This is a genomic window from Bradyrhizobium sp. BRP23, from assembly GCF_020194135.1.
In the GTDB taxonomy this organism is placed as follows: Bacteria; Pseudomonadota; Alphaproteobacteria; order Rhizobiales; family Xanthobacteraceae; genus Bradyrhizobium; species Bradyrhizobium yuanmingense.
The window spans coordinates 253453-278596 of sequence record NZ_JADYVW010000003.1; the positions used below are offsets into that span (position 1 = coordinate 253453).

Sequence of the window (25144 nt, forward strand, 5' to 3'; positions counted from 1 at the left end):
CGCTCGGTGCGGGGCCTACGGGCAAATGGGTCGGGCTAACTGCGTCCGGCACGGGCATCTATGCTTCGCTTGCCGGATATGTCGGCTTTTCCATCGGCTGGGTCGAAGGCCTGGAGATCAACGCTCGGCCTGTAAGAACTTTTCGCCGAACCTCGAAGAGACCTGAGACCGGCGCCGCCTCTCTATCTTACTGAGAACGGCGCCTGATAGGGCCGCCCGAACGGCACGCCGTTGATGACGGTCTGGATCGGCTTGAGGTGGGCTTTCCCTTCCCTCCTATTGTTGCGCGTGTCGACGAAGCTGACCGGCCCCTCCACCAGCTCCATGATCGCAACGTCCGCGGGCGCACCGACCTGCAGCGTGCCGATCTTCGGCGCGCGGCTGATGATCTTCGCCGGCGCCGTCGTCGCCATTGCGACGACCTGCTCCAGCGTAAAGCCGAGCAACATGAACTTGCTCATGACGTTGGGAAGGAAGGGAATGCCCGGCGAATTGCCAGAGAAGACGTGGATGTCCGAAGAGATGGTATCAGGAGCGCATCCGCCGGGGATTGCCACTTCCGCCACGGTGAAGTCGAAGCTGCCGCCGCCATGCCCGACGTCGAACATGACGCCGCGCTGCTTGGCCGCGAGTGCCGCAGGCAGCAGCTTGCCGTCCTGAATGATATTCGTGAAGACGCTCGACAGGTTCGGGGCGCCCGAATAGGCATGTGTCAGCACGTCGCCCGGGCGCATCAAATCGAGGATCTGCGACATCAGCTCCTTGGATTCGACGCCGCCGATATGCACCATCATCTTCGCCGGCCAGCCGCACATCTCGCAGGCCTGGATGCCGCGCTTGAGCGGCTCGAGCCCGTGCTTGAAGATCACGTTCTCCGACATGCGCACTTTTACCCCGAGGAGGAAGTCCGAATTCTCGGCCAGTGCCATCGCGCAGGCTTCGGTCTGCGCAGTATCGATGTTGTAGAGCTCGGCGACGGGGAACGCGGACAGGCCGTTATTGGCGATGTGGACGAAGGCGTACATCCGCGCCCGAGTCTGGGCCACGATGAAGCGGCGCAACGCCGCCAGATTGTTGACGCCGGCATCGCCCGCCGACACGACGGTCGTCGTGCCCTGGAACTGGACCAGCTCGTCGGCGGGAATGCCGATCGCCGAGCCGTAGGGATAGACGTGACAATGCAGATCGATCAGGCCGGGCATCACCAGCTTGCCCGAGGCGTCGATGCTCTTCAGCGCGCGCTCCGCCGGGATCGCCTCCTGGACCGCCTCGATCGTGCCCCAGCGGATGCCGACATCGCGCCTGGCGCGCAGCGACTGGCTGGGGTCGAGCACCTCGCCGCCGCGGATCACCAGATCGTATTTGTCGTTCGGCCCCATCGCCCCGCGCGCGGGCGCGGCGAGGCCGACGGCGGCGGCCGCCGTCGAGAGTGCCAGGAAATCGCGGCGTGACAACGCAGGCATGATGATCCCCCCTCTGTGCTTTTGTTCGCGGCAACGGCCGGGCTGGATGTCCAGATCTGCTTTCGCCGCCAAGGTCGAGTTCACAACGAACGGGCTTGGAAATGAAGCCCGGATGATCCGATCCTATGACGGCACGCGAGCCCTGAGGAGCCGCGAAATTTTCCAGAATCGCATCGGGCGGGCACCACTGGCAGAAGTCCGGCTGCATCTTTGCTGCGCCGCGACATGCGCGTGAATATCCGGCTGCTTGGAGTCGAACGTCTAAGACCAATAATGCGACACCGGGGCTTGTCGGATGCCGGCAATGCGTCCAAACTGTGATCAAAGTCGCTGGAATGCGGCATACCTCCAGCGGTTCACAACGACAAGCGCGTCGAAACGCGTTCGAACAATCAGGCCGCCAGGGAGGACGTCAATGACTGCAAAGTCTGAAAAGACCAGAACAACTCGTCGCAAATTCCTGCTGACCGCCGGCGCGGCCGGCGCTGCCACCATCGCCATGCCGCAAGTCAGCCGGGCGCAGACAGCGACCCTGAAGATGCAGGGCTCGTGGGGCAAGGCCGATGTCTTCAACGAGATGGCCGAAGATTATGTGAAGCGCGTCAACGATATGGCCGGAGGCCGGCTGCGCATTGACTATCTGGTCGGCGGCTCGGTCGTGCATCCGTTCCAGGTCTTCGACGGCGTTCATGGCGGCCAGATCGACGCGGCACACACGGTGACGGTGTACTGGTACGGCAAGCACAAGGCCGCCTCGCTGTTCGGCACCGGCCCGGTGTTCGGCTTCAACGCCAACGAAGGCCTTGGCTGGATCCACAACGGCGGCGGCAAGGAGCTGTTCGAGGAGCTCCAGACCAAGATCATGAACGTCAACATCAAGAGCTTCTTCGCCATGCCGATGCCGACCCAGCCGCTCGGCTGGTTCAAGAAGCCGATCACCAGCGACGCCGATCTCAAGGGCTTGAAATATCGCACGGTGGGTCTGGCCGCCGATCTCTTCCAGGCGATGGGCGCATCGGTCGCGCAGCTGCCCGGCGGCGAGATCGTACCCGCGATGGAGCGCGGCGTGATCGACGGGTTCGAGTTCAACAATCCGACCTCGGACCGGCGCTTCGGCGCGCAGGATGTCGCCAAGAACTACATGATGGGCAGCCATCATCAGGCGACGGAATATTTCGAGATCATGTTCAACCGGACGAAATTCAACGCGCTGCCGAAGGAACAGCAGGCGATCCTGCAATACGCCGCCGAAGCCGTGTCCTCCGCCAACGAATGGAAGGCCATGGATTATTATTCGAAGGACCTGCAGGAGCTGATCAACAAGGACAAGGTCAACGTCCAGCGCACACCGAAGTCTGTGTTCGACGCGCAGATCAAGGCGTGGGACGGTCTGATCGCCCAGCTCGGCTCGGATCCGTTCATGAAGAAGGTGATGGATTCGCAGAAGGAATGGGTGCGCCGCGTGGTTTACTACAACATGAACAACGCGACGGACTACCGCGGCGCCTTCGAGCATCACTTCCCGGGCGTGCTCAAGGTCTGACGGCTGTCGCGGGGGATCGCGTCAGGTCTTATCGCGAGGGCGGCGCAATTGAAGCGCCGCCCACGAGTTGGAGGGGGACATCCGGATGGACTGCTCGCAGCGAGTTCAGCTCGCATGACGAAATTCCTGTTCTTCATCGATGAGCTCAGCACGTGGGTGGGCAAGGCGTTCGCCTGGCTGATCCTCGTTCTCACCCTGGGAGTCAGCTACGAGGTGTTCGTGCGCTACGTGCTGCGTGCGCCGACCACCTGGGCTTTCGACATCAGCTACATCACCTATGGCGCGATGTTCCTGATGGCCGGCGCGTACACGCTCTCGCGAAACGGCCATGTCCGCGCCGACGTGGTCTACCGCCTCTGGTCGCCGCGCACCCAGGCGACGATGGACCTCGTCCTGTATATCCTGTTCTTCCTGCCGGCGATCGCGGCGCTGATGTATTCGGGCTGGAACTACGCCCAGATGTCGGTGCGCTTCCGCGAAGTCAGCATCTTCAGTCCGGCCGGCGTTCCCGTGTTTCCACTGAAGGCGCTGATCCCGCTCACCGGCTTCCTTCTGTTCCTGCAAGGGGTCGCCGAGATCATCCGCTGCGTGCTGTGCATCCGCACCGGTCGATGGCCGCAGCGCCTGCACGACGTGGAGGAGACCGAGAGCCTCGTCATCCGCGAACATCAGCAGCACGCGGCTGAGCCGCAGAGTGAGAAGGGACCAGGCGCATGACCGATCCTCAACTCGGCATGCTGATGCTGGGCCTCTTCATCTTCATCATCATGCTCGGCTTCCCGATCGCCTTCACGCTGATGGCGATGGGCGTCTCGTTCGGCTACTATGCCTACTACACCCCCGGTCAGGACTTCTTTCAGAACCGTATCTTCACGCTTCTGGTGCAGAAGACGTTCGAGGTCACATCCAGCGACGTGCTGGTGGCGGTTCCGCTATTCCTGTTCATGGGTTATTTGATCGAGCGCGCAAACATCCTCGACCGCCTGTTCTACTCGCTGCAGCTGTCGATGAAGAACGTGCCGGGCGCACTTGCCGTGGCCACGCTGATCACCTGCGCCATGTTCGCGACCGCCACCGGCATCGTCGGTGCCGTCGTCACGCTGATGGGGCTGCTGGCATTGCCGGCGATGCTGCGAGCGGGCTACGACGCCAAGCTGTCGGCGGGCGTCGTCTGCGCCGGTGGCTGCCTCGGCATCCTGATTCCGCCGAGCATTCTCCTGATCGTCTATGCGGCGACTGCCGGCGTCTCGGCGGTCAAGCTTTACGCGGCGGCGTTCTTTCCGGGGTTCATGCTGGCCGGCTTGTATGTCCTCTATGCGATGACGCGCGCGATCATCAATCCCGCGCTCGCGCCGAAGCTGCCGCGCGAGCAGACCGACGTGCCGACCTCGAAGGTCATCTGGGCGCTTGCCACGTCGTTCCTGCCGCTCGCGTTGCTGATCGTTTCGGTGCTCGGCGCGATCCTGTTTGGGCTGGCGACGCCCTCGGAAGCGGCCGCGGTGGGAGCCCTCATGAGCATCGTGCTGGCGGCTGCCTATCGTTCGCTCAACTACGAGATGATACGCGAATCCGTGTACCTGACCGTGCGCGCCACGGCGATGGTCTGCTACCTCTTCATTGGATCCTGGACGTTTTCGGCGGTGTTTGCCGTCCTTGGCGGACAATCGGTGGTCGAGCAGTTCTTCACTTCGATGAACCTTTCGCCGATCCAGTTCCTGCTGCTGACCCAGATCATCATCTTTCTGCTCGGCTGGCCGCTGGAATGGACCGAGATCATCATCATCTTTGTGCCGATCTTCCTGCCGCTGCTTCCGCAATACGGCATCGATCCGATCTTCTTCGGCATCCTGGTGGCACTGAACACGCAGACCGCGTTCAACACGCCGCCGGTCGCGATGGCGGCCTTCTATCTGAAGGGCGTGGCGCCGCCCGAGGTCAAGCTGACCGACATCTTCTCCGGCGCGCTTCCGTTCGTCGGCCTGGTCTTCCTCACCATGGCACTGGTCTACATCTTCCCGGGGATCGCATTGTGGCTGCCGAGCTATCTCTATGGGGCGCGATGAGCGGACCCGGCAAACCGACGAGAGGCTGCGCATGAGCCTCAACGTGCTCGGCCTCGCGGACGCCGCGGCAGGCATCCGCGACGGCCGGCTCAGCTCGGTGGAGCTCGTCGGCGACTGCCTCAGGCGCATCGATGAGGTCGATCGCGATATCCAGGCGTGGGCGTTTCTCGATCGCGACCACGCGATGCGGCAAGCCGAGGCGGCTGACGATCATCGCAAGCACGGCAAGGCCACAGGCCCGCTGCATGGCGTGCCCGTGGGCATCAAGGATATCTTCGACACCGGCGACATGCCGACCGAATTCGGATCGGAGCTGTGGGCCGGACGCACGCCGCGGCGCGATGCGGCGGCCGTGGCGCGTCTGCGGGCGGCTGGAGCGGTGATCCTCGGCAAGACGGTGACCACCGAGTACGCGTACTACAATCCGGGCAAGACCCGAAATCCGCACAACCCAAATCACACCCCCGGCGGATCGTCCTCGGGCTCCGCCGCGGCCGTCGCGGCGCTGATGGTGCCGGGTGCCATCGGCTCGCAGACCAACGGCTCGGTGATCCGCCCTGCCGCCTTCTGCGGCGTGGTCGGCTTCAAGCCCACGCACGGCCTCATTCCACGCAGCGGCGCGCTCCAATTGTCGCGCACGCTCGATCATGTCGGCGTGTTCGGGCGCAGCGTCGAGGACGCGGCCCTGCTGGCGGAGGTCATGGTCGACTTCGACCCGGAGGATCCGGACACCCGGCCTGTTGCGCGCCCGCCATTCTCTGCGGTCGCGGCGAGCGAGCCGCCGTTGCCGCCGCGATTTGCCTTCGTGCGCTCTCCGGTCTGGGATCAGGCCGAGCCGGAGACGCGTGAAGCCTTTGCCGAGCTCGTCCCCGCTTTGGGCGAAGCGTGCAGCGAGGTCGAGCTTGGGCCGAGCTTCGACGGGGCCGTCGATATGCACCGCATCATCATGGAAGTTGATATGGCGCACAATCTGCGGCGCGATGACCAGCGCGGCGGCGACAGGCTGAGCACGCGGCTACGCCAGGCGATCGAGCGCGGCCGCGCGCATCTTGCGGCGGCTTATTGCAACGCTCTGGCTGGGATTGCGCCGCTCAACCAGGCCCTGGACCACGTTTTCGATGAATACGACGCCATCCTGACGCCCGCCGCGCCGGGCGCGGCGCCCGGAATCGAAACGACCGGCAACCCGGCTTTCTGCTCGCTCTGGACCTATCTCGGCGTGCCCGCGATCAGCTTGCCCTTGATGCGTTCCGAAACGGGCCTTCCGCTGGGGGTCCAGCTCGTCGGCCGCCGCGGCAACGACGCCCGCCTCTTGCGCACGGCGCACTGGCTGATCAAGTCCATCGGGCGCACGCGTGGTAGCGGTCGGCGCAACGCCCCGAGCGCCGGATCGAACTCGGCTCCGGGCGCGGAGAAAAGGAAAGTGCGATGACCAATCTGATCACCGGACTCATCGGCCTCGCGCTCATGATCGCATTTCTTGGAATCCTGCTGGTCTGGATCAAGGCCATTCCGCTCATCATCATCGTTGTCTGCGTCGTGGTGCTGGCCGTGATCGATTTCGTGCGATCCCTGCGGACGAACGGCGCGCCTCGCTGAATGCCCCATGGCAAGAAGACGCTTCACTTCTCGGCATTGGCCGGAGCAGCCGGAATTACGACAAGAAGAGAGCTTTAGCGGCCAACCCGTTCGAGCTGCCACCTGGGATCGCCTGCGCAGCGCGCGTCGACACCTTTGCTCAAGTCTGCGAGGCTCACCGCGCCCAACCGTTCGACCAGCAATGCTTCGGCATCGCGAAGGACATCGTCCACCGCTGCGTTGACGAGTTGCTCGATCGCACAGTCTGGATTGGAATGCTCGTTCCCGATCGCAAATAGCCGGGGACCACCAACCGCACGATAGACATCGAGAAGTGACACGCGCTCGAGGTCGCACGCGATGACCCACCCACCGCCATGCCCTTTGTCCGACCGGACATAGCCCGCATCGCGCAGCCCCGCCAATGTGCGGCGAACGACGACCGGATTGGTCCCCAGCATCGTGCCGATCGCCTCCGAGGTCATGGGGCCGTCATGTCGCGCCATGTGGAGCAGCACATGCAGCATTCGGGAAAGGCGGCTGTCGTTTCGCATCGGCTGATCTTTCGCATGCATCCCATCATTGGCAAGGGCACGCAGTCATGCTACATATAAAGTTACATGACACGGGAGCGATCGGAAGTGCGACAGTTCGAGGATCCGGACCACTGGGACAGCGCAGCCAGGCATTATCGAGAGACCGCGCACCCTTTCACCGCGCTGTTTGCGGAGGCTGCGCTGGCGCGCGTAACCCTGACGCCTCAGAGTCATGTTCTCGACGTGGCAGCCGGCACCGGCGCGCTCGCGCTGGCCGCCGCTCGCACCGGCGCACGAGTCCTGGCGACCGACTTCTCGCCCGGCATGGTCGGATGCATCGCAGCTGCTGGTCTGCCCAATGTGGAGGCGCGGGTCATGGACGGACAGGCGCTCGACCTGCCCGACGCGCATTTCGATGCCGTCTTTTCGATCTTCGGTGTCATCATGTTCCCCGATTGGCGCAAGGGTTTGGCAGAGATGCGACGGGTGACGCGCTCCGGCGGGCATGGCGTGGTCGCGACCTGGCAGGATCGGGGCGCGGCGACCTTCCTCCTGTTGGGCGAAGTGCGGCAAAAGCTGTTCCCTGATCGGCCGGGCATGGCAATGCCTGAAGCCGTTCAGGCCCTGAGCGATCCGGACGATTTCGCCCGCGCCCTCGTCAGTGCCGGCTATCGCAATCCCCGGATCGACACGGTGACTCATGATTATCTGCTCGACGTCGCGGCGCTCGACGCGCCTGACACGCTCTTTGGCATGTCGCCCGACTGGACCAGCCTGGACGACATCGAAAAGGCTGCGGTGATTGCCGAGGTGCGGGCCAGGGCCGATGGTCGTCCGGTGCTGCCGATAAACTCGACCGCACTCATTGGCGTCGCTGAACGATGAGGCTCAAACATAAAGCCTGGCGGGCCGTCACACTATCGGCCGATCTCTCGATCTCCCGAAACCGGAGCGTCTGACCAGTGAGCAGAAACTCGCGCCCGATTGCGACACATGGGTGGGGTGTGGTCAGTGAACTGGGGAGGGACAAACAACTATCGAGCCGCCAGCAAGTTTGATCCTTCCGGGAGATCAAAGCTTCATCAGAAGCGGCTTGTCTGAGCAGCGGTTGTCGTCCCAATCCATTTCTCAATGGTCAGAAGCATGCGAGTCGCAATCCATACACTAGGCACCCGCGGCGACGTGCAACCCTATCTCGCCTTGGCGCTCGGTCTGAAGCAGGCCGGGCACGAAGTGCTGATCGCCGCGCCCTCGCAGTTCGAATCGTTCGTCGTGAGCCGCGGCATCGCTTTCGCGCATCTTCCGAGTGAATATCTCGCCCTCCTGGAAACCCCGGAAGCCAAGGCGGCAATGGCGGGCGGTGCGGGGTTTATGGCTGGCTTCAGGATGCTGAAGCAGTTCAGGCCGATCGGCCGCCAACAGCTCAGCGCCGAATGGCAAGCCGCCCGACGATTTTCGTCCAGAACTGATCATCTATCACCCGAAGGCCATCGCCGCGGCGCATATCGCAGAAAAGTTATCCTGCCCTGCCGTTCTGGCTTCTCCCCTGCCTGGCTTCACACCGACAGCAGCGTTCGCGAGCCCGCTCGTGCCGTTCCGCTCGCTTGGCCCCCTCAACAGACTCACGCACAGCGCGATGGCTCACAGCGCCTACGCCCTCTTTCGCGGGATGATCGGGGAATGGCGGGCCACCGAGCTCCACCTCGCAAACACGCCGGAGAAGAAGCTGCGGCCTCGCGCGACGCTCTACGCCTATAGTCCGCATGTCGTGCCCGTTCCGCCGGACTGGCCGAATACTGTCGCGGTGACTGGGTACTGGTTCCTGGGAGGCGACGACGTTTGGCAGCCTGACCCGCAACTCCAGCGCTTCGTAGAGGGCGATGAGCGGCCTGTTTATGTGGGCTTTGGCAGCATGCCAGGTGTCGACCCGACGTCCCTGACGAAACTCGTACTGGAGGCATTGGCCAAGGCTGGGAAACGCGGCGTTCTAGCGGTCGGCGGCGGTGCTCTTCGAGGCGATCTCGGAGCCAGTCACGTCCATTTCATCCAAGGCGCACCGCATGCGCAGTTGTTCCCGCTGATGTCGGCCTGCGTCCATCACGGCGGGGCCGGCACTACGGGGGCTGCGCTTCGAGCTGGCAAGCCGAATATCATTTGTCCCTTCTTTGGCGACCAGCCGTTCTGGGGAAGGCGCATCGATGGTCTGGGCGTCGGACCAAGATCAAGAGGAGTGAGGAACCTTTCAGCCGATTGGCTGGCCGCCGCGATCGCAGAGGCCACCGGAAATCCGTTGATTCAGCAGCGAGCGAACCGCCTTGGCGAAGCGATCCGCGTCGAAGACGGCGTCGCAAGCGCGATTGGCTTCCTGCGAAGCCAACACCTTCTCAATTAGGCCCGAAATTGCACAGGCCGATTCAAAAGGCTCGAGTTGCAATGCAGGTGAGCAGCCCTTGCGGTCGCTCAACGATCTGGACCTGCAGGTGCCTGCTCCTGGTCCACTGCAGGGCGAACGTCAAAGCGCCGCCGCCACAGCGAGTGGGCACGCCGCCTTGATCACCGCTACTTCTTAAGGATGCCCGTGTTGGTGTTTCCAAGCTGCTGGACGGCGGCGTTTGCGGCTGGCGTGTTGTAAGACGGTCGAGATCCGCCGCCCTCCTGACCGGACGGGGTCACGCCGAGTCTCTGGCCCGTCGTTCCCTGCCCTTTTGCATTGAGCGTGTTGGGCCCCGGCGAACCGCCGGTTCCGCTCAGCGTCGTCCCGTTCGAGAGCGTCGAGCCACCAGCGCCGCCCGAACCGGTTGCGCCCGCCCCTCCAGCGGAGGAAGCACCTCCCGAACCGCCTCCTGAGCTTTGCGCCATGGAAAACGAGATGGTGCCCAGAAGGACAGTCGCGGCCAAAACCAGAAGTCTCATCGTCCACCCTTTCCTATGCCAGCGCCTGAAACCGCTTGCTTCTTGTCACAGTTCCTAGCGGCGGCGAGCGATCCATGCTCCGGCCAGGAAAGCGACGAGCAAGGACCGTAACGGCGCCCTCACCGTCACCTCGCGCAACTGGTCGGCCCATCGCTTCGCCGGCTCTGGCGACGGCGTGCGGGCCTGCGGAGCAAAAGCTCCTCCTTGCTCTCCGGAACCCGGCCGCGGGCCTGAAGTCCGCTCCATGCCGCCCTGATCGTCCGTCAGCCCGGAGGCTTCCGTCATTGCCGCGGCTTCCTTCATGTCCATGCGTGTGCTCCATCCGTTGCGGAACAACTCGATCGATCTCGTGCCCGCCCGACCGAGGTGACAGGCTCGTTCGGCGACCGGGGGCGGCGGCTATGGCGTCGACATCGATGCGAACTATATGTTTGCCGAAGATCCCCGCCGTACCACTCCCTTGAAAAAGCCGTTGCTCATCTTTCTGTTCCTCGTCTTCGCACCGCTTGCCGCATCGGCGGCGAGATATTTTTGGCTGGATGATGGCCGCCAGAGCTGGCAGACGGCCGACCGCTCCAGCGCGGGTCTATTGACCTCCGCGACCGACCACCGTGAGGCCGTCATCCGGGTGTTCGGAGCAAGAACGGTGAGATGGCGCGGCATCTTCGCGATTCACACCTGGATCGTCGTCAAAGAGAAAGATGCGCCGACCTACACAAGGTACGACTACACGGCTTGGGGCGAGCCGATCCGCACCAACGGCTTCGCTCCGGACGGGCGATGGTTCGGCGCTGTGCCTGAAATCGTCGTGGCCGTCGATGGCGAGCGTGCGGAGGCGCTGATCCCGAAGATCAGGCATGTGGTCGAAAACTACAGGTTTCGATCCTATGGAGATTACAGCGTCTGGCCTGGGCCCAATTCGAACACCTTTGTGCAGGCCGCACTCGATTCCGTCCCTGAGCTCCGGGCCGTCCTGCCGCCGACCGCGATCGGCAAGGACTTCCCGTACACCGGCAAATGGTTCGGCGTAACGGCGTCCGGCACGGGCATCTACGCCTCGCTTGCCGGATACATCGGCTTCTCGCTCGGCTGGGTCGAAGGTCTGGAGATCAATTTCTTCGGCGCCGTTCTCGGCATCGACATCCGACGCCCGGCGCTCAAGCTACCTGGCCTCGGTCGGCTTGGGGTAACCCCCGGCCTGTCGTGATGGAGAGCGAACTGCTGGGTTGGCCGCACCGTTTGTGGACTGCTCAGTCCTTTCGTAAGAGCTTGGATCGATAGAAGAGCTGGCTGCTTACTGACGTGATGTTTGTTCCTGCCGAGCATCTGCTGCGCTCAAGCGGGACCAATCAGGACGACGGAGCCTGTCGCGCTCATCGCCGTTCCTCACGGTTGCGGAATGTTCTTCTGACTGAGCCATGTCCGCATCTCGCCGATCTCTCGCCTTTGGGTGTCGACGATCTCGCGAGCAAAGTGCTGGTTTCGAGAATCCTTGCCGAACTTGAGGACGATCTCGGCCATGTCGACTGCGCCTTGATGGTGAGGGATCATGCCGAGCACAAAGGCTGTATCGGGATCAGCATTGGTGATGCCTCGCATCATCGGACCGTGCATGCGGTCCATGGCGGCGCGGTAGGCATCCGGAGCCGTCAACCCTATCGCCGCAGCGCCGTGCATGCCATGCGGATGTTCGGGGTTCGGCGTATGGGTCAGCCGCTCTCCAGCCAGCGTTCCGATGTCTCCTTCGATGCCATAAATCGCAATGTGCAGTCCCCAGTAACCCGTTGTGAAAATGACTAGCGCCGCCGCAAGTCCGGCCGGGACGCCGGCAAGCCTTCGCTTGAGTGCGGGCAGGAAATGCACCTCACGACTATGATCGGCAGCAATGGCAACGACGACCGCCATGATGAGCGCGTGTCCGATCAGGTCGGTTCGCCCGAACGGATAGACGGCTGCGTTGAAGATGATGAAAAGAGCGATGGCCGACAGCCGGCGGACAAGCGGCGTCCAGATCAAGCCGAATCCCATCGTGAATTCGGCGACGCCTGCCATCGGAATAAATACGTCGCGCGGCATGCCGAAGGTCAAGAAGGGCTTTTCCTGCACGAGCGGGTAGAACCAGTCGGGATAGGCAAACTTTTCGAGGCTCGACCACATCAGCGCGATGGCGACGCCCCAGCGCAGCGCCTCGAAGCGATGGTTGCGCCATTCCGGATTGGATGAAGCCTCCAACACCAGATAGGCGGCGACACCGACTCCAAGCGCCAGGTAGTCCAGCAAATGGAAGACATCATAGTCGCGCAGCGCGAGTAGCCACAAGGCGATGATCCCGAGAGCCGCAAGTGGCTGGGTCTTGCGAGAGAAGATCAACCCGGCGATCAGGAGCTGGGTCCAGGACACCCATTCGGCCGGCGTTTTGAGATCTGGCGTCAGGTAGACGCCGCCGACGGCGAAGATCGCCACGAAGAAGGCGGCGATGACGACGCGCACGAAGTCGTCGAGGCGCATCCAGAGAGGGTCGGTGATGCGATCCATGGCCAGCAGGATCGTCTCGCCGGCGCTCGACTTCTCGATGGCTCGTGACGCGAGGAAGAATGCCAGCACGAGCGCAATGCCGGTCCAGAACCATACATTGGTCAACGTGGCCCCGATCGACTGTGGTGGCGCTCCGACAATATAGGGCGCAAACCATTTGACATGTGCGTGCGCCGGCACCGGCGCCGCCACCGATGCGAGGATGATCAGGGCCAGCAGGCAACCAGAGGAGCGAGGCGGCGCGGGATGGTTCAATTTCTGCTCCTCAGGTGGTGAGGTGACTAAAGCGTGATTGAGGCGGGGCGGTAGGAGACGAGAACGCCAGAGCATGATGTCAGGGCGATGGCTCTTGTGATAGTTTAGACGTTGCCAAGCGTGCTCCCTACTCTTTTTTCAATCGAGCTGCATCACGGCGGACGCGCGCTGTATGCCGTGCAATGCTGAGCGCGCGTACCGCCGTGGCAGCGGGCTATTGCGGCAGGTAGCCGCCGTTGATCACAAGTTCGGCGCCGGTGATGTAAGCGCGTAAGCACGCGTCGAAGGAGGCTGTGAGCTGGTTCACATGCTGTCTTAGTTAAACGGAGTACGGTTGGAAGAAGCCGGATAAGAGAAGGGCATCGCGTCGGCGCAGCGTCCGCTGCCGGAATTGGGCTTTTTCGGTCCAAACGTTTCAGAAAAGTCATTTGCCATGTGTATTTTCACAAGCCGAGCCCGGCGCGCGGCAGGTCATAACCAAGCAAGCCGACCTTTCCTCTACCTTTTGGCTTCCATACTCTCGGCGGCCTGCGTCATTTCCTTTGCGAGCGCCGCGTCCGCTCAATGCGCGGCGCGCGACGTGTTGCAAAACAAGCTGAAGCTCAAGACGCGCTCGGCTCCGGCGTCGCAACAGCCTATTAAGTCCGCGCGCGACGTTGCGACATGGAAAACGATCACAATAGGTACCTTCGCCGACTCTCTTGCCTTGCGCAACGAACTCGATAGCAAGGGCTGCAATGTCGGTGGTCAAGCCGCTGAAATCCTTGCTAGGTCGACGTTCACCGTTAGCTCTCGGAAGACATATGTGGAGCTTCTCGATCTATCGCCTGCGCAGCTTGGATTCACGTCCGATACCGTGACTTTGGCTAACGTTTACGCACGCGCCCAGCAGTTCGGCCTCGAACTCGCTGCGGCCGAAGTCGGCCCGCAATTGCGTCTTCAATATTTCGACCAGCCTATCGGCGAATTTCTCATCATCGGAATGGACCCGATCAAGACATGGAGCGGCGAGCCGATCATTCTGAATGTGGCAAATGGCGGCGCCGGATTGATACTCATCGGCCAGGATGGTCGCTCCGAAGCGGATATACCCGTAGCATCTCGTTTCATTTTCGTTCGATCCCATCGACCGGCAGCTGGCCGCGACGTCGTCGGGCCAATAGCAGGAGCCTTTCCGCCGCCGTGAGCGACCGAAGCGCTTTTGCATCGAATGTCAGGTCATTGGCCCTCAGCCGAACTGCCCATGAACTGCCGCGACGGCTGCTCTCGGAGAGAAACCGGACCGGACGAGCAGAGCGGTCGGACCGCAGCTTGTGACCCGTTGCGGTCATGCGACAACCCGCTCATTCAATCCGTTCCCTGCTGACGAACAGTCGTCGCGGATCGATGACTGCAGTATGACGGAACTGCTTATCGATGTGATAGGCGAATTCACCCGAAGCGGAGTTGCTGTGGTCGCAGAGACGACCATTGCTCCTCTCGCTTCCGATTGCGGCCCCCGCACTGCCGCGCGGATCATCTCGCGAGTCGTGATACTCGAGGCCGAGCGGACCGAGCGCCGAGACCTGCGTGACGTACTCACCTGATTTCGCCCAGTGGAAATGCCAGGTCTCGCCCGGGAGGACAATGACGCTCCCAGGTGGATAGGCCTTGAGCTTGTCGTCATCGAAGGCTTCTCCAAGGCCGATATAGAAGACCCCGGATATGACCGTGTAGATCCGGTCCTCCGGATGCTTGTGCGGCATAAGCTTCGTTCCGCGCGGTACTTTAACCCAAATTAGGTACGGCCCCGGTTCGGCGGGGTGACCAATCATAACAGCTAGACGTGCGCCCGCTGGAAACGCCGGGAACGGCTCCCACGTAATTTCTTCCGGCAGAATCGCTCGGAATGTATCCTCATCCAATTGATGCTCGAGGATCATAACCTCTCCTCTGCTAGCGAAGACCTGAGAGGGGGCCGCCTCGGGGCAGCCCCTTGTCGCGGATTCTCCGGATGGTTAGTTGTTCAGCCGGCCGACGTGATATCCGAGCCGGTTCTCAACATCGCCCGGCCGATGGAAGCCACGATCGAGCAGGATCTTGATTCGGCTCTGGCTGGCCGGACGCTGGACCGACGCGAGGAAAGCGTCCCATTCGGGCGCGATGTCCGCATCCGACGGCAGGCTCGCGACGTTGACCAGCCGCTTTGTCTCGGCGATCGCTTGCTTGTCGAAGGAGGCGATTCGTCTGGCCAGGGCGTCAACGAAGCCGTCGAGTTCTGCGTCCGTCAGCGATCGATTGACGTAACCGTAGCGTTCCGCAAGATCCCCGCTGATGTCATCGGCGCCTAGCAGCACCTCAAGGGCACGACCCCGGCCGATCAAGCGCGGGAGCCGCGCCATTGGGCCGCCGCCCGGCACGAGGCCAGCGCCGACTTCCCATTGCGACAGGATCGCATTTTCGCGGCTCGCAAAGCGCATGTCGCTTGCCAGCGCCAGTTCGCTGCCAACGCCGGTGGCGCGGCCACGGACCATGGCGATTGACGCGACCGGCGCGCGACTCAGACGGACCAGCAGGTCAGGTAGCGCCTGCAGTCCGGTGGCCCCCGGCGGAATCTTCGTCGACTCCTCCAGTGGGGCGAAGAAATTGTAGTGCGTCAGGAAGAAGCCCTCGACCGCGCTGTCGAACACGACCACCTTGACCTGCGGGTCGGTCTCGATCGCCGTGATGATTTCGTTGAGCTGCGGAATGTTCTCGGGCCCAAAGATATTCAGCGGCGGAAGGTCGAAGGTGACGCGCCAATAAGATGGCGTGCGGCGTTGCAGCCTGATGCCGCGGGTGGCTGCAGGCTTCAGGAGCTTGAGCAGCGCCTCGGCGCCGGCCTTTGACGAGGCTGGATTCTGGCCGGTGACGAGCCTTCCGTCGGTGATGACAAAGCTCTGCCAGTCCGGCGCCTTTTCAAATAGCCCGCCCAGCCGCCTCAATTCGTCTTCGACAAGGAACGGCACGACCTTCGTCAACCCAACCGCTTCTTCCTCACTGTTGGTGAATCCGGCCACGCGCTTGCCCTTCACGATCGGCTCGCCGTTGTATGTGACGTGCCGGAGCACGCCCGGCGCATGGCAGACGGCCGCCACCGGCTTGCCGGCGTTGTAGAAGGCTTCGATCAGCGCGACGGAATCCGGATCCTCGGCGAGGTCCCACATAGGGCCGTGACCACCCGGATAGAATACCGCATCAAAGTCTGCGGGCTTCATCTGCGACAGCTTGCGCGTATTGGCAAGAACCGCCTGCGCTGCGGGATCCTGCTTGAATCGCCTGGTCAGGTCGGTCTGACCTTCCGGCGTATCGCTGACGGGATCGAGCGGCGGCTGACCGCCCCGGGGCGAAGCTACGGTGATGTCCGCGCCGGCATCAAGGAAGGTGAAGTAGGGCGCCGCAAATTCCTCGAGCCAGAAACCGGTCTTGCGGCCGGTGTTACCGAGTTGATCGTGCGAAGTCATGACCATCAGGATTCTCATTGGAAACTCCCATTGTCGGCGCCATCAGGTGAACACGCCGTGTTTGGTTTGAGTGGCAAGGGGCGTCAGGTGCTGATGGGGGCGCGCAATATCCTCGCGCGCCTCCTTTTTCAGGACGATTGACGCAAAGAGCGGAACGAGGCGCGCATCTCCGCGCTGAACAGCTCGGGCTGCTCCCAGGCGGCGAAGTGTCCGCCGCGATCAAGCCGGTTGAAATGGATCAGCTTGGGATAGGCACGTTCCGTCCAACTCCGTGGGGCGGCGTAGATCTCGTCCGGGAACACGCTCACTGCGACCGGAATAGTGACATTCTTCGGCTGGAAGAACTGAAGCTTGTTCTCCCAATAAAGTCGCGCCGATGACATTGCCGTGTTCGTCACCCAGTACAGCGTTATGTTGTCGAGGATGTCGTCCCGCGTGAGCCCGGCGGTCTCGCCGCCGAAGACTCGGGCAATAAGCTGATGGCTGCGTGTATCGTGGTCGAGGATCCATGCTGCGAGGCCGACCGGCGAATCCGTGATGCCGTACAGCGTCTGCGGCCGGTTGGCCATTTCGATAGCGTAGCCGAGGCCGTGTTTGTAGAAGAAGTCGAGCTGGTTCCACGCGTTCTGCTCTTCGCCGGAGAGACCTGACGGCTGCTTCCCATCGGCCTGGAGCGAAGCCGCAACGTCGTCAGGAACAGTTGCAGGCATGTTGGTGTGGATGCCAACAAGTTCGGGTGCGCCGAGAAGCGCCATCTGTTCGGTGATGGCGTTGCCCCAGTCGCCGCCTTGCGCGACGAACCGCATGTAGCCGAGCCGCTTCATCAACACGATCCAGGCGCGCGCGATGCGCTGCGGATCCCAGCCGGTGGTCTCGGGCTTGCCGGAAAACCCGTAGCCGGGGATCGACGGGATCACCACGTCAAAAGCATCCGACGCTGCCGCCCCGTGGGCAAGGGGATTAACCAGGCGATCAACGATCTTCAGCTGTTCGATGATCGAGCCGGGCCAGCCATGCGTTACGATCAGCGGCAGCGCATTGTCGTGCCGGGACCGAACGTGAATGAAGTGGATGTCAATCCCGTCAATCTCGGTGATGAATTGCGGCAGTGCATTGAGCCGTGCTTCCACCTTGCGCCAGTCGTAGTCCGTCTGCCAGTACTGGACCAGCTTCTTGACGGTCGCGAGCTGCACGCCCTGACTGTCGTCAGTCACGGTCTCCTTCTCCGGCCACCGCGTCGCGCCGAGGCGGTGACGAAGGTCGATCAAAGTGGCCTCGGGAACATGGACGTGGAAGGGGCGGATTTCGCCAGCGGTCTTGCCCGAGGCGGGCTGCAACGGCAGAAGGCTGACGGCTCCCGCGGCGACGATGCCCATGGCGGCGGTACCCAGCAGTTGGCGGCGATCCTGGTCGATCGTTTCGGAAGTGGACTGCGCGATCATTTTAATCTCCTTGGTTTGCGGGCCGTCGATATGGCCGGCCAGGCGGTTCGTGACGCCGCCACACTTGCGCAGAACCTGGGAGATTGCTCGTTAGGTGATGTAAAAGCGCGTTATGCTCCGCTGGGCCGCTTGCTTGCCTCGCGATAACGCGAAGCGTCGCCCACCGAGAATGATCAGGACTGGAGCAGGCCGCGAGCCGACTGCAAATCGGCTGTCTCAAGCCCCTCACTGAAGCGAGCCAACGTCTGGGCTAAAGCCGTCAGCGCGGATTTCTTGCCCTGTTTGCCGGAAAGCACGACCAGCGTAATCTCGGAGCGCAGCCGCCAGGACAACGCGCCTTGCGTCTCGGCGAGTTCAATGGATGATTTGAGGCTCTGCCTCGCGCCGTCTTCGTCGCCGCCCTGGGCCTTCAGCTTGCCGCGAAGCCGGAGCAACTCCGGCATATCAAAAATCTCACCGCCGGCGGATGTACGGGACATCGAGTTGTCGAGCGCTTCAAGCGCTTCCTCAACCCGCCCTAGCCGGCCTAGCCCTTGCGCTAGGTCGGCGCTGAACCCGGATGCGTAGAGTTCGTACCGGTCGGCGTGCAGGCGGGGCAGCACGTCGTGGAGAAGATCGACGCCGTCCTTCACGTCGCCGCGGGCTACCATCACCTGACCACGGAATCCGTCGGCCACGGCCTGATACGGAACGAAGCCGTGCATCAAGGCGTGTTCGCTCAGGCGCGCGGTCAATTTTTCCACGCTCGCCCAATCGCCGACCCAGCCAAATACTGATGCAGCCCAGCACAGCGCGATGCTGTACATCACAACGTCTTTTGGCGCGGCATCATTGGTGACCGCACGGGCGAGTTCCACCGCTTGATCAGGAAATCCCCGCAACCACAATGTTCGCGCCAGCGGAATGCGTGGCGTGCGCGCAAAGGCGAAGTGGCTGGGACCGGCAACGCGCAGCGCGATGTCGTTTTGCATGGCCTTTTCGAGGTGATGCTGCGCAAGGATCTGATTGCCGGCCAAATGATGGGAAACGCCGAGCAGGACGCTTGCTCCGGCAAGTCCTGCGGGATCGCCGATCTCGCGTGCCACTTCCTCGGCCGCCTCCGCGGACGGTACCAGGCGGTCGCATTCGCCGGTTCGCCGGTAGAACATGTTGAGGCGCGACAGCAGCCGGAATTGGTTGGGTCGATCCGACAATTTCCTTGCGACGGAGAGCCCTCGTAGCAGCGCGGCCTCGGCCTGCTCGCTGTTGCGCTCTGTGAACATGGCTGCGTGACCGAGCGCCGATTGCAGTTCGATTTCCCAGATTCCGCCGCGGTTGGTGTCGTCGAGCGCTCCGAGGGCGCGTTGCGCCACCCGGCTGCACTCGTTGAGCAGGTTCAGTTCGACGAGCAGCGGAGCACTAGCGCCGCTCAAGGGAACGCGCAATTCTGCCGCACCTTCATCCGAATAGGCCCATGACAGCGCGGCACGCACGTCGCCGAGCAGTTCGGAGCGCGCCGGCAGGCCTAGGGCATTTCCGTTCGACCCGCTACGGACCAGCGCGCTCATCACGTATTCCGCGTGCCGTCGCGCGATGGTATTGGCCTCGCCGCTTTCGCTGAGCCTTTTCAGCGCGTAGGTCCGGGTGGTGTCAAGCAACCGATACCGCATCGACGATTTGATTGGCCTGGCTGACAGCAGGGACTTGGCGACGAGTTGCCCGATCATGTCGATGACCTGCTCGTCGTCGGGCTCAGCTCCGGCAACCGCTATTGCAGCTTCCAGGGTGAACGCCCCGGCGAACACGGCAAGCCGCCGAAGCGCCAGCCGTTCGGCGTCGGTGATGAGATTGTAGCTCCAGTCCAGCATTGCGCTCAGCGTCTGGTGGCGCGGCGGTGCCGTACGACGCCCCCGCCATTCCAGTTTCAGCCGACCGTCCAGCAGCGCATCGATCTCGCGCAGGCCGTGCGCGCCGAGGCGAACGGCCGCGAGCTCGATGGCGAGCGCGATGCCGTCGAGTTTCTCGCAGATGCCGGCGAGGAGCCGCATATTGTCGGGACTCATCTCCACGCTGTATCCGGCCGCCGTCGCTCGTTCCGTAAAGAGTCGGACCGCCGGATAGGCCAGCATCTCCTCCGATGTGAGCGCCTGGTCCGCGGGGGGGGTTGCGAGCGGCGGCAACTCGACGATCTGCTCTCCCTGAACCAGCAAGGATTCTCGGCTGGTGGCAAGAATGCTGGTGCCAGGCGCCTGCAGATAGATGGCTTCGGCGAGCCGTGCGGCATGTTCGATGACGTGCTCGCAGCTGTCGAGAATGAGCACGACGCGCCGGCCGCCCAGGAATTGCACGATACTTGAGGTCGGGTCCGCGGTTTGCACGACCAGATTGAGCGCCGAAGCGACGGTGCTTGGAACAAGGTCGCCTTCCTTCAGGGGCCCAAGATCGACGAAGCGCACTTCCTGCGCGCGGCCCGACAATGCGTGGGCAACCGCAAGCGCAACCGTCGTCTTCCCGATGCCGCCAGGTCCCCGCAGCGTAATGAACTGCTCGGCGAGTAATCGCTCCGAGAGGCGCTGAACCACATCTTCCCGTCCGATCGTGCGGGTCAGCAGCAGCGGAAACGACGGTTCGCCCGAGACCATTGCCGCCGGCTTCGGGGCATCCTGCGCCGGCTGGCGCTGTTCGATGGTCGCAACGAAGCAGTATCCCCGATTGGGTACGTTGGTGATGAAGCGCGCACCGTCCTTGCCGTCGCCGAGCACCCTTCGGATCTCTGCGATGTGGACGCGGAGACTGGCCTCGTCCACCGTCAGGTTCGGCCAGGCGTGCGCCAGCAACTCGTCCTTGTGAATAATGTCTCCCGCACGACCAACCAGCAGGCACAGAATGTCGAGCGCGCGGCTACCGATCTTGACGGGACCCTGATCTTTTTCGAGCAATCGGGATTTTTCGTAAAGACAAAACCGGCCGAATCTTACGCCCAGGGAATCAGGCTCGCTCGCGCGAGATGGCTGTGCGCCTCTGTGCTTTGCTGGGAGGCTGGAAGGCATCGCCCGCTACTTCGACAATCGTCGCGATGCAATCCGCGGCGCGCGCGTTGCTTCGTTGCCGTTTATTTCGCGCATTTCACAACTATTCCGGGAAAATTAGCAGTACTGCGGTCGAGGCCAATGAGGAAGCATGTCGCGGGCGGAGCTTCAAATCAATACACAGTTAGGTCATGGGAGATGCGCCCAATATAGGGTCACGATCCGGCATTCGACTCGGCCGGGCTGAAACGAACCACAGATAGATCTATGCCGACCATCAGATCTTCCGGGATCGGCTTCAAATCACGATCGCGCAGATAGGCGCGCTGCCTGGTCGGAATCGTGATGCCGTCGATCACGACCGGCTCGGAGAAGTATTGGGCGGCAGGAAAATTGCCGGCGATCTGCACGTGATAGTCGTGGCGCCTGATCAGCATGTCGGGTCCGAAATAGAAGTCCTGCTCGAGGCTGTGGCTGGCTAGTCTCTCCGGAAACACGGCCCGCAATCCGCGCCAGATTTCCGCGCCTTCGCGCCATGGTTCGATCTCGCGCAGCGTGAAGCCGCGCATCGTGAGCAGGAATGGCACGGTCAGGCAAGTCCAGAGCGCGTAGCCGCCGAAATAGGCCCGGTGCAGTAGATCCCAGGCGGTACGCATGTCGTGGCCATCGAACGATGCGCGCGGGTTCCTGCGCTCGGCGATTGTCCTGCTGCCGCCGGACAGGATCGCGACGCGGTCGGGGGTGAAGTCACTCCGTTGTCCAGGTTTGCCGATATCGTCGACAGACGCCCATTGCCGGTGCAGATCGACATGCACCGTCCTTGGAAGGCCACTCTGGTGCACGCATTTCAGGTCCCAGAGTTCGCCCGTGATGACGAACGATGCGCTGAGACGGCCGTGCGCCCGCCAGCGGCTTTCGCCACCATGAGCTTCGATCGCTTCGGCCAGGAGCGGAATCATGTCTAATTCTCCCCGTTTCAACCTGGCCATGGTGCCGCCGCCTACGCGCGCGGCGCGAGTTCATAGATGTAAAGCGATGTTAATGGCCGCCCGCGGAAGGCTGGACCGGCATGCGAACCGCCGGAATGGCGCCGTTTCGCGCTAAATAACATCAGTTAACGGGCGGAAATCGCCGTGTCGTTGCACAGTGAGCTCGCAACCAAGCTCGACCGAAAGCTGGACGGGCCAACGACAGGAAAATTACCATGTCAGACAAGATCGACGTTCAGCGCCGCAACTTCTTCGGCACCGCCGCGATGACGCTCGCCACGGCTCAATTTGCTCTGGCCGGCACCTCGCAGGCTGGCCTTACCAAGCTGACCGCCGCAGCCGATGCGGATCTCAACCGGACGAAATCGGGCAGCCTACCAGCGATCAAGCCGGGCACGAATACGGCTTTCTCTGCCCTCAAGCAGATCGATGCTGGCCTGCTCAATGTCGGCTATGTGGAGACCGGCCCGACAAATGGACCCGCGGTCCTGCTGCTGCACGGCTGGCCCTATGACATCTACAGCTTCGTCGATGTCGCGCCGCTGCTCGCCGGCTCCGGCTATCGCGTGATCATCCCGTATCTTCGCGGCTACGGATCGACGCGGTTTCTCTCCCCGACATCCTTTCGCAACGGTCAGCCTTCGGCGATTGCGCTAGACATGATCGCTTTACTCGATGCGCTTAGGATTGAGAAGGCTGTTGTCGCCGGCTTCGACTGGGGCGCGCGGACCGCCAACATCATGGCGGCGCTGTGGCCGGAACGCTGCAAGGCGATGGTATCTGTGAGCGGGTATCTGATCGGCAGCCAGCAGGCCGGCAAGATGCCGCTGCCGCCGAAAGCGGAACTGCAATGGTGGTACCAGTTCTATTTCGCCACCGAGCGCGGCCAGCTCGGCTATGACAAGTATCGCCGGGAATTCTCCAGGCTGATCTGGCAGCTGGCGTCGCCGAAGTGGAATTTCGACGATGCCACTTTCGAGCGCAGCGCGAGCGCCTTCGACAATCCGGATCATGTCGCGATTGTCATTCACAATTACCGCTGGCGGCAGGCGCTTGCCGATGGCGAGGCTAGATACGAGGACATCGAAGCGAAACTCGCGCAGGGTCCTGCCATCGCCGTGCCTACAATCACCATGGAAGGCGACGCCAACGGCGCGCCGCACCCGGAGCCGGCCGCCTACGCCAAAAAATTCTCTGGCAAGTACGAGCATCGGACCATCTCGGGCGGCATTGGGCACAATCTGCCCCAGGAGGCGCCGCGCGCATTCGCAGGGGCGATCATCGATGTCGATGGCGAAGCCTGATCCCGTCGAGCGAACGAGGAGAATGTGACCATGCGCAAGACAAGTGTTCTGGCGGCACTCGCCCTCATCGCGTTGCTCATGCTGATCCAATTCAGCCCGCCGTTTCTCTATGGTTAGGAGATCGGTATGAGCGTGCGGGCAACAAATCGCGATCTGCGTTCGACACGACAGTCGATCGCCTATCGCAGCATCGAGATCGAAGGCCTCGAGATCTTCTACAGGGAGGCAGGGTCGGTCGATGCGCCGACCGTGCTGCTGCTGCACGGCTTTCCATCCTCATCGCGGATGTGGGAGCCGTTGCTGCCGCTCCTTGCCGATCGATATCACCTGATTGCGCCTGATTATCCCGGCTTCGGTCACAGCAGCGCGCCGCCGACATCCGATTTCACCTATACGTTCGACCGGCTCGCGCAGATCATGGACACGTTTGTGACGAAGCTCGGCCTCGCCAAGTATGTCCTGTTCGTTCAGGACTATGGCGGGCCCGTCGGCTTCCGCCTAGCGCTCGCTCATCCCGAACGGGTGCGCAGCATCGTTGTCCAGAACGCGGTGTCGCATGAGCAGGGTTTGAGTTCGCTGTGGGACGCCCGCCGCAGGTACTGGGCCGATCCGGCCGGCGAACTCGATAACCTCAAGGCCAATTTCACCTCGCTGGAGGCAACCCGGCTGCGGCATGTCGGGACCAGCCCGCATCCCGAGCGGTATGATCCGGATAGCTGGACCGACGAGCACGCGTTTCTCTCCCGTCCGGGTCAGGCGGATATTCAGGCGAAATTGTTCCTGGACTATCGCAGCAACGTCGCATCCTATCCGCGCTGGCAGAAATGGCTTCGCGAAGTTCAGCCACCGATGCTAGTGGTCTGGGGAAAGTACGATCCTTCGTTCACCGTGGCGGGGGCAACTGCGTACGTCGACGATGTGCCTGACGCGGAGGTCCACCTGCTTGAAGCAGGTCATTTCGCGTTGGACGAGGCGACCGATAAGGTCGCCGAACTGGTTCGGCGCTTTCTTGCTAATTGCTAGGTGTGGTTGGTTAATGGCGCCTATGGCCCAATGCGGACATCCAGATGCGCGACTTGATTGTCGCCTCCGGAGCAGACGCGACAGAACGATCGGCGCCCTACGCTCTTCGCATCAGCTTGAGCGACGCCGTCAGCCGCACGCTCCGCTTTCCCGCGAGCGCGATGCCTTCGAGCTCGCCGCTGTCTTCCGTGCAGGTCCCGGAGAAGCCGATGCCGACCTCGAGGCCGCCGAACACCGGGTTCTCGCCTTTCGCCGGCGTGTGCTCCTGGTTCAGCATCTCGCCCTTCCAGCGGCCGTCCGCCGAGGAATAGGCGCCGAGATAGTAGAAGAACGCATCGCCGCCGAGGATGCGCCCGTCGATCAGCAGCATCACGCCGGACAGTCCAGCATCGACGCCGTCGAGAGCGCGCAAGCCCATCCCATAGAGCCCGTTGGCGATGCCGCCCGGTCCGACCGTTCCGCTCGGCGGCAAGCCTTCGTCGTCGAGGCGCGTGAGATTGGCCCAGAACCTGGCGCCGGGCATGGTGTCCGCGCCGCCCTCGAGACGGATCTGGTTGCCGTAGAGCCGGCCACGCGCTCCGATCGAGGCGACGTCGGCGCCCATCAGCGGCTTGTAGCTGGGGTCGAGGTTGTGCCGCTCGGTGATGACCTGGGCGATGATCTCGCCGTCGCGCTCGACATAGGTACCGAGATGCGCGAAGCCAGAATTGCCGCCCAGCATCCTTCCGTCGTGCAGGCACATGATGCTGCAGCCGAACCCATCGTTGACGCCGTATTCAACCTTGTAGAGCCCGTCCAGCAACGTCTTGAACCTGCAAATCGAAAATGAATTGCGGGCTACCTAGCACCGACGCCACAGCGAAGCCATCGGCTTTTGCGCGCATCGCCACCCCGGGGACCTCCGCCCGCCGTGATGCCATTATGCCCCTGTTTTGCCCGACGGGTCAAAACTTCACTTCGTAAAACCCGCAGTCAATGATTTCAGGGACTTGGCTACTGTGCATGGGGTC

General features: G+C 62.6%; 21 protein-coding genes and 3 pseudogenes. 13 read left to right on the forward strand and 11 right to left on the reverse strand.

Going from position 1 to position 25144, the window contains the following annotated elements:
* Positions 1-17 precede the first annotated feature (17 nt).
* Positions 18-122, forward strand: a pseudogene (locus I6F24_RS09270) (DUF3750 domain-containing protein); the annotation flags it as partial.
* A 60-nt stretch (positions 123-182) separates the two neighbouring features.
* On the opposite strand, the gene I6F24_RS09275 reads toward I6F24_RS09270, so the two are convergent.
* The gene (locus I6F24_RS09275; protein ID WP_225149526.1) at positions 183-1463 is read right to left on the reverse strand and encodes an amidohydrolase/deacetylase family metallohydrolase; all 1281 of its coding nucleotides are present in this window, start codon (positions 1461-1463) and stop codon (positions 183-185) included.
* Positions 1464-1878: 415 nt separating this feature from the next.
* On the opposite strand from I6F24_RS09275, the gene I6F24_RS09280 reads away from it, so the two are divergent.
* From I6F24_RS09280 to I6F24_RS09300, 5 genes are all read left to right on the forward strand, one after another.
* The gene (locus I6F24_RS09280) at positions 1879-3006 is read left to right on the forward strand and encodes a TRAP transporter substrate-binding protein (protein ID WP_036000349.1); all 1128 of its coding nucleotides are present in this window, start codon (positions 1879-1881) and stop codon (positions 3004-3006) included.
* A gap of 114 nt (positions 3007-3120) precedes the next feature.
* Complete coding sequence (locus I6F24_RS09285; RefSeq protein ID WP_025035930.1) at positions 3121-3723, forward strand: TRAP transporter small permease subunit; 603 nt, start codon at positions 3121-3123, stop codon at positions 3721-3723.
* Positions 3720-5069 (forward strand): TRAP transporter large permease subunit, encoded by a 1350-nt coding sequence (locus tag I6F24_RS09290; protein ID WP_036000352.1) that lies wholly within the window; start codon positions 3720-3722, stop codon positions 5067-5069. Before I6F24_RS09285 ends, I6F24_RS09290 begins: the two co-directional genes overlap by 4 nt.
* Positions 5070-5100: 31 nt before the next feature.
* Complete coding sequence (locus I6F24_RS09295) at positions 5101-6501, forward strand: amidase (protein WP_036022810.1); 1401 nt, start codon at positions 5101-5103, stop codon at positions 6499-6501.
* Entirely contained in the window at positions 6498-6668 is a 171-nt protein-coding gene (locus I6F24_RS09300; RefSeq protein ID WP_157284651.1) for a hypothetical protein, read from the forward strand. The genes I6F24_RS09295 and I6F24_RS09300 overlap by 4 nt, the downstream gene beginning before the upstream one ends.
* A 74-nt stretch (positions 6669-6742) precedes the next feature.
* Here I6F24_RS09300 and I6F24_RS09305 read toward each other — a convergent pair whose 3' ends face one another.
* Positions 6743-7201, reverse strand: a complete 459-nt coding sequence (locus I6F24_RS09305; RefSeq protein WP_036022809.1) for an Rrf2 family transcriptional regulator — start codon at positions 7199-7201, stop codon at positions 6743-6745.
* A gap of 87 nt (positions 7202-7288) precedes the next feature.
* Here I6F24_RS09305 and I6F24_RS09310 point away from each other — a divergent pair, with 87 nt between their 5' ends.
* The 3 genes and pseudogenes from I6F24_RS09310 (at position 7289) to I6F24_RS37760 (ending at position 9575) form a co-directional block, all read left to right on the forward strand.
* A complete protein-coding gene (locus tag I6F24_RS09310) occupies positions 7289-8068 on the forward strand; it encodes a class I SAM-dependent methyltransferase (protein WP_225125631.1) in 780 nt (259 codons plus the stop codon).
* Between the two features lie 258 nt (positions 8069-8326).
* A pseudogene (locus I6F24_RS37755) lies at positions 8327-8530 on the forward strand (glycosyltransferase); the annotation flags it as partial.
* A gap of 289 nt (positions 8531-8819) precedes the next feature.
* Complete coding sequence (locus I6F24_RS37760) at positions 8820-9575, forward strand: glycosyltransferase (protein WP_346656904.1); 756 nt, start codon at positions 8820-8822, stop codon at positions 9573-9575.
* Positions 9576-10150: 575 nt separating this feature from the next.
* On the opposite strand, the gene I6F24_RS09320 is transcribed toward I6F24_RS37760, so the two are convergent.
* Complete coding sequence (locus tag I6F24_RS09320) at positions 10151-10405, reverse strand: hypothetical protein (protein WP_036022803.1); 255 nt, start codon at positions 10403-10405, stop codon at positions 10151-10153.
* A 163-nt stretch (positions 10406-10568) separates the two neighbouring features.
* Here I6F24_RS09320 and I6F24_RS09325 point away from each other — a divergent pair, with 163 nt between their 5' ends.
* Positions 10569-11303, forward strand: a complete 735-nt coding sequence (locus I6F24_RS09325; RefSeq protein ID WP_225149525.1) for a DUF3750 domain-containing protein — start codon at positions 10569-10571, stop codon at positions 11301-11303.
* Between the two features lie 179 nt (positions 11304-11482).
* On the opposite strand, the gene I6F24_RS09330 is transcribed toward I6F24_RS09325, so the two are convergent.
* On the reverse strand, positions 11483-12886 hold the full coding sequence (locus I6F24_RS09330; protein WP_225149524.1) for a DUF305 domain-containing protein: 1404 nt from the start codon (positions 12884-12886) through the stop codon (positions 11483-11485).
* Positions 12887-13319: 433 nt separating this feature from the next.
* Between I6F24_RS09330 and I6F24_RS09335 the strand changes: the two genes are divergently transcribed.
* Positions 13320-14072, forward strand: a complete 753-nt coding sequence (locus I6F24_RS09335) for a hypothetical protein (RefSeq protein ID WP_050995868.1) — start codon at positions 13320-13322, stop codon at positions 14070-14072.
* A 157-nt stretch (positions 14073-14229) separates the two neighbouring features.
* Here I6F24_RS09335 and I6F24_RS09340 read toward each other — a convergent pair whose 3' ends face one another.
* The 6 genes and pseudogenes from I6F24_RS09340 to I6F24_RS09360 all read right to left on the reverse strand — a co-directional run bounded on the left by I6F24_RS09340 (position 14230) and on the right by I6F24_RS09360 (position 21777).
* Entirely contained in the window at positions 14230-14808 is a 579-nt protein-coding gene (locus tag I6F24_RS09340) for a cupin domain-containing protein (RefSeq protein WP_225149523.1), read from the reverse strand.
* A gap of 75 nt (positions 14809-14883) precedes the next feature.
* A complete protein-coding gene (locus I6F24_RS37445) occupies positions 14884-15732 on the reverse strand; it encodes an enoyl-CoA hydratase/isomerase family protein (RefSeq protein WP_050995869.1) in 849 nt (282 codons plus the stop codon).
* Positions 15718-16386: pseudogene (locus I6F24_RS37450) on the reverse strand (type 1 glutamine amidotransferase domain-containing protein); the annotation flags it as partial. The pseudogene I6F24_RS37450 and the gene I6F24_RS37445, both read right to left, overlap by 15 nt.
* Positions 16387-16496: 110 nt before the next feature.
* On the reverse strand, positions 16497-17810 hold the full coding sequence (locus I6F24_RS09350; protein WP_225149522.1) for an epoxide hydrolase family protein: 1314 nt from the start codon (positions 17808-17810) through the stop codon (positions 16497-16499).
* 173 nt (positions 17811-17983) lie between these two features.
* Positions 17984-20728 carry a winged helix-turn-helix domain-containing protein gene (locus tag I6F24_RS09355; protein ID WP_225149521.1) on the reverse strand — a complete coding sequence of 915 codons (2745 nt, stop codon included), beginning with the start codon at positions 20726-20728 and terminating at the stop codon, positions 17984-17986.
* Between the two features lie 305 nt (positions 20729-21033).
* Positions 21034-21777: a hypothetical protein gene (locus I6F24_RS09360; RefSeq protein ID WP_036022789.1), complete on the reverse strand. Its 744-nt coding sequence runs from the start codon at positions 21775-21777 to the stop codon at positions 21034-21036.
* A 245-nt stretch (positions 21778-22022) separates the two neighbouring features.
* On the opposite strand from I6F24_RS09360, the gene I6F24_RS09365 reads away from it, so the two are divergent.
* Together I6F24_RS09365 and I6F24_RS09370 are read left to right on the forward strand one after the other, a co-directional pair.
* A complete protein-coding gene (locus tag I6F24_RS09365) occupies positions 22023-23111 on the forward strand; it encodes an alpha/beta hydrolase (RefSeq protein WP_036022787.1) in 1089 nt (362 codons plus the stop codon).
* Positions 23112-23237: 126 nt separating this feature from the next.
* Entirely contained in the window at positions 23238-24134 is an 897-nt protein-coding gene (locus tag I6F24_RS09370; RefSeq protein ID WP_036022786.1) for an alpha/beta hydrolase, read from the forward strand.
* 97 nt (positions 24135-24231) lie between these two features.
* Here the strand turns inward: I6F24_RS09370 and I6F24_RS09375 are convergent, their stop codons facing one another.
* Positions 24232-24936, reverse strand: coding sequence for a hypothetical protein (locus tag I6F24_RS09375; RefSeq protein ID WP_036022785.1), 705 nt, complete (start codon positions 24934-24936; stop codon positions 24232-24234).
* Positions 24937-25144 lie beyond the last annotated feature (208 nt).

Excerpts from the sequence above, each read along its gene's own strand:
- I6F24_RS09275 (WP_225149526.1), bottom strand. The coding sequence starts at position 1,463 with ATGCCTGCGTTGTCACGCCGCGATTTCCTGGCACTCTCGACGGCGGCC.
- I6F24_RS09280 (WP_036000349.1), top strand. The coding sequence starts at position 1,879 with ATGACTGCAAAGTCTGAAAAGACCAGAACAACTCGTCGCAAATTCCTG.
- I6F24_RS09285 (WP_025035930.1), top strand. The coding sequence starts at position 3,121 with ATGACGAAATTCCTGTTCTTCATCGATGAGCTCAGCACGTGGGTGGGC.
- I6F24_RS09290 (WP_036000352.1), top strand. The coding sequence starts at position 3,720 with ATGACCGATCCTCAACTCGGCATGCTGATGCTGGGCCTCTTCATCTTC.
- I6F24_RS09295 (WP_036022810.1), top strand. The coding sequence starts at position 5,101 with ATGAGCCTCAACGTGCTCGGCCTCGCGGACGCCGCGGCAGGCATCCGC.
- I6F24_RS09300 (WP_157284651.1), top strand. The coding sequence starts at position 6,498 with ATGACCAATCTGATCACCGGACTCATCGGCCTCGCGCTCATGATCGCA.
- I6F24_RS09305 (WP_036022809.1), bottom strand. The coding sequence starts at position 7,201 with ATGCGAAACGACAGCCGCCTTTCCCGAATGCTGCATGTGCTGCTCCAC.
- I6F24_RS37760 (WP_346656904.1), top strand. The coding sequence starts at position 8,820 with ATGGCTCACAGCGCCTACGCCCTCTTTCGCGGGATGATCGGGGAATGG.
- I6F24_RS09320 (WP_036022803.1), bottom strand. The coding sequence starts at position 10,405 with ATGGACATGAAGGAAGCCGCGGCAATGACGGAAGCCTCCGGGCTGACG.
- I6F24_RS09335 (WP_050995868.1), top strand. The coding sequence starts at position 13,320 with ATGTGTATTTTCACAAGCCGAGCCCGGCGCGCGGCAGGTCATAACCAA.
- I6F24_RS09340 (WP_225149523.1), bottom strand. The coding sequence starts at position 14,808 with ATGATCCTCGAGCATCAATTGGATGAGGATACATTCCGAGCGATTCTG.
- I6F24_RS09350 (WP_225149522.1), bottom strand. The coding sequence starts at position 17,810 with ATGATCGCGCAGTCCACTTCCGAAACGATCGACCAGGATCGCCGCCAA.
- I6F24_RS09360 (WP_036022789.1), bottom strand. The coding sequence starts at position 21,777 with ATGATTCCGCTCCTGGCCGAAGCGATCGAAGCTCATGGTGGCGAAAGC.
- I6F24_RS09365 (WP_036022787.1), top strand. The coding sequence starts at position 22,023 with ATGTCAGACAAGATCGACGTTCAGCGCCGCAACTTCTTCGGCACCGCC.
- I6F24_RS09370 (WP_036022786.1), top strand. The coding sequence starts at position 23,238 with ATGAGCGTGCGGGCAACAAATCGCGATCTGCGTTCGACACGACAGTCG.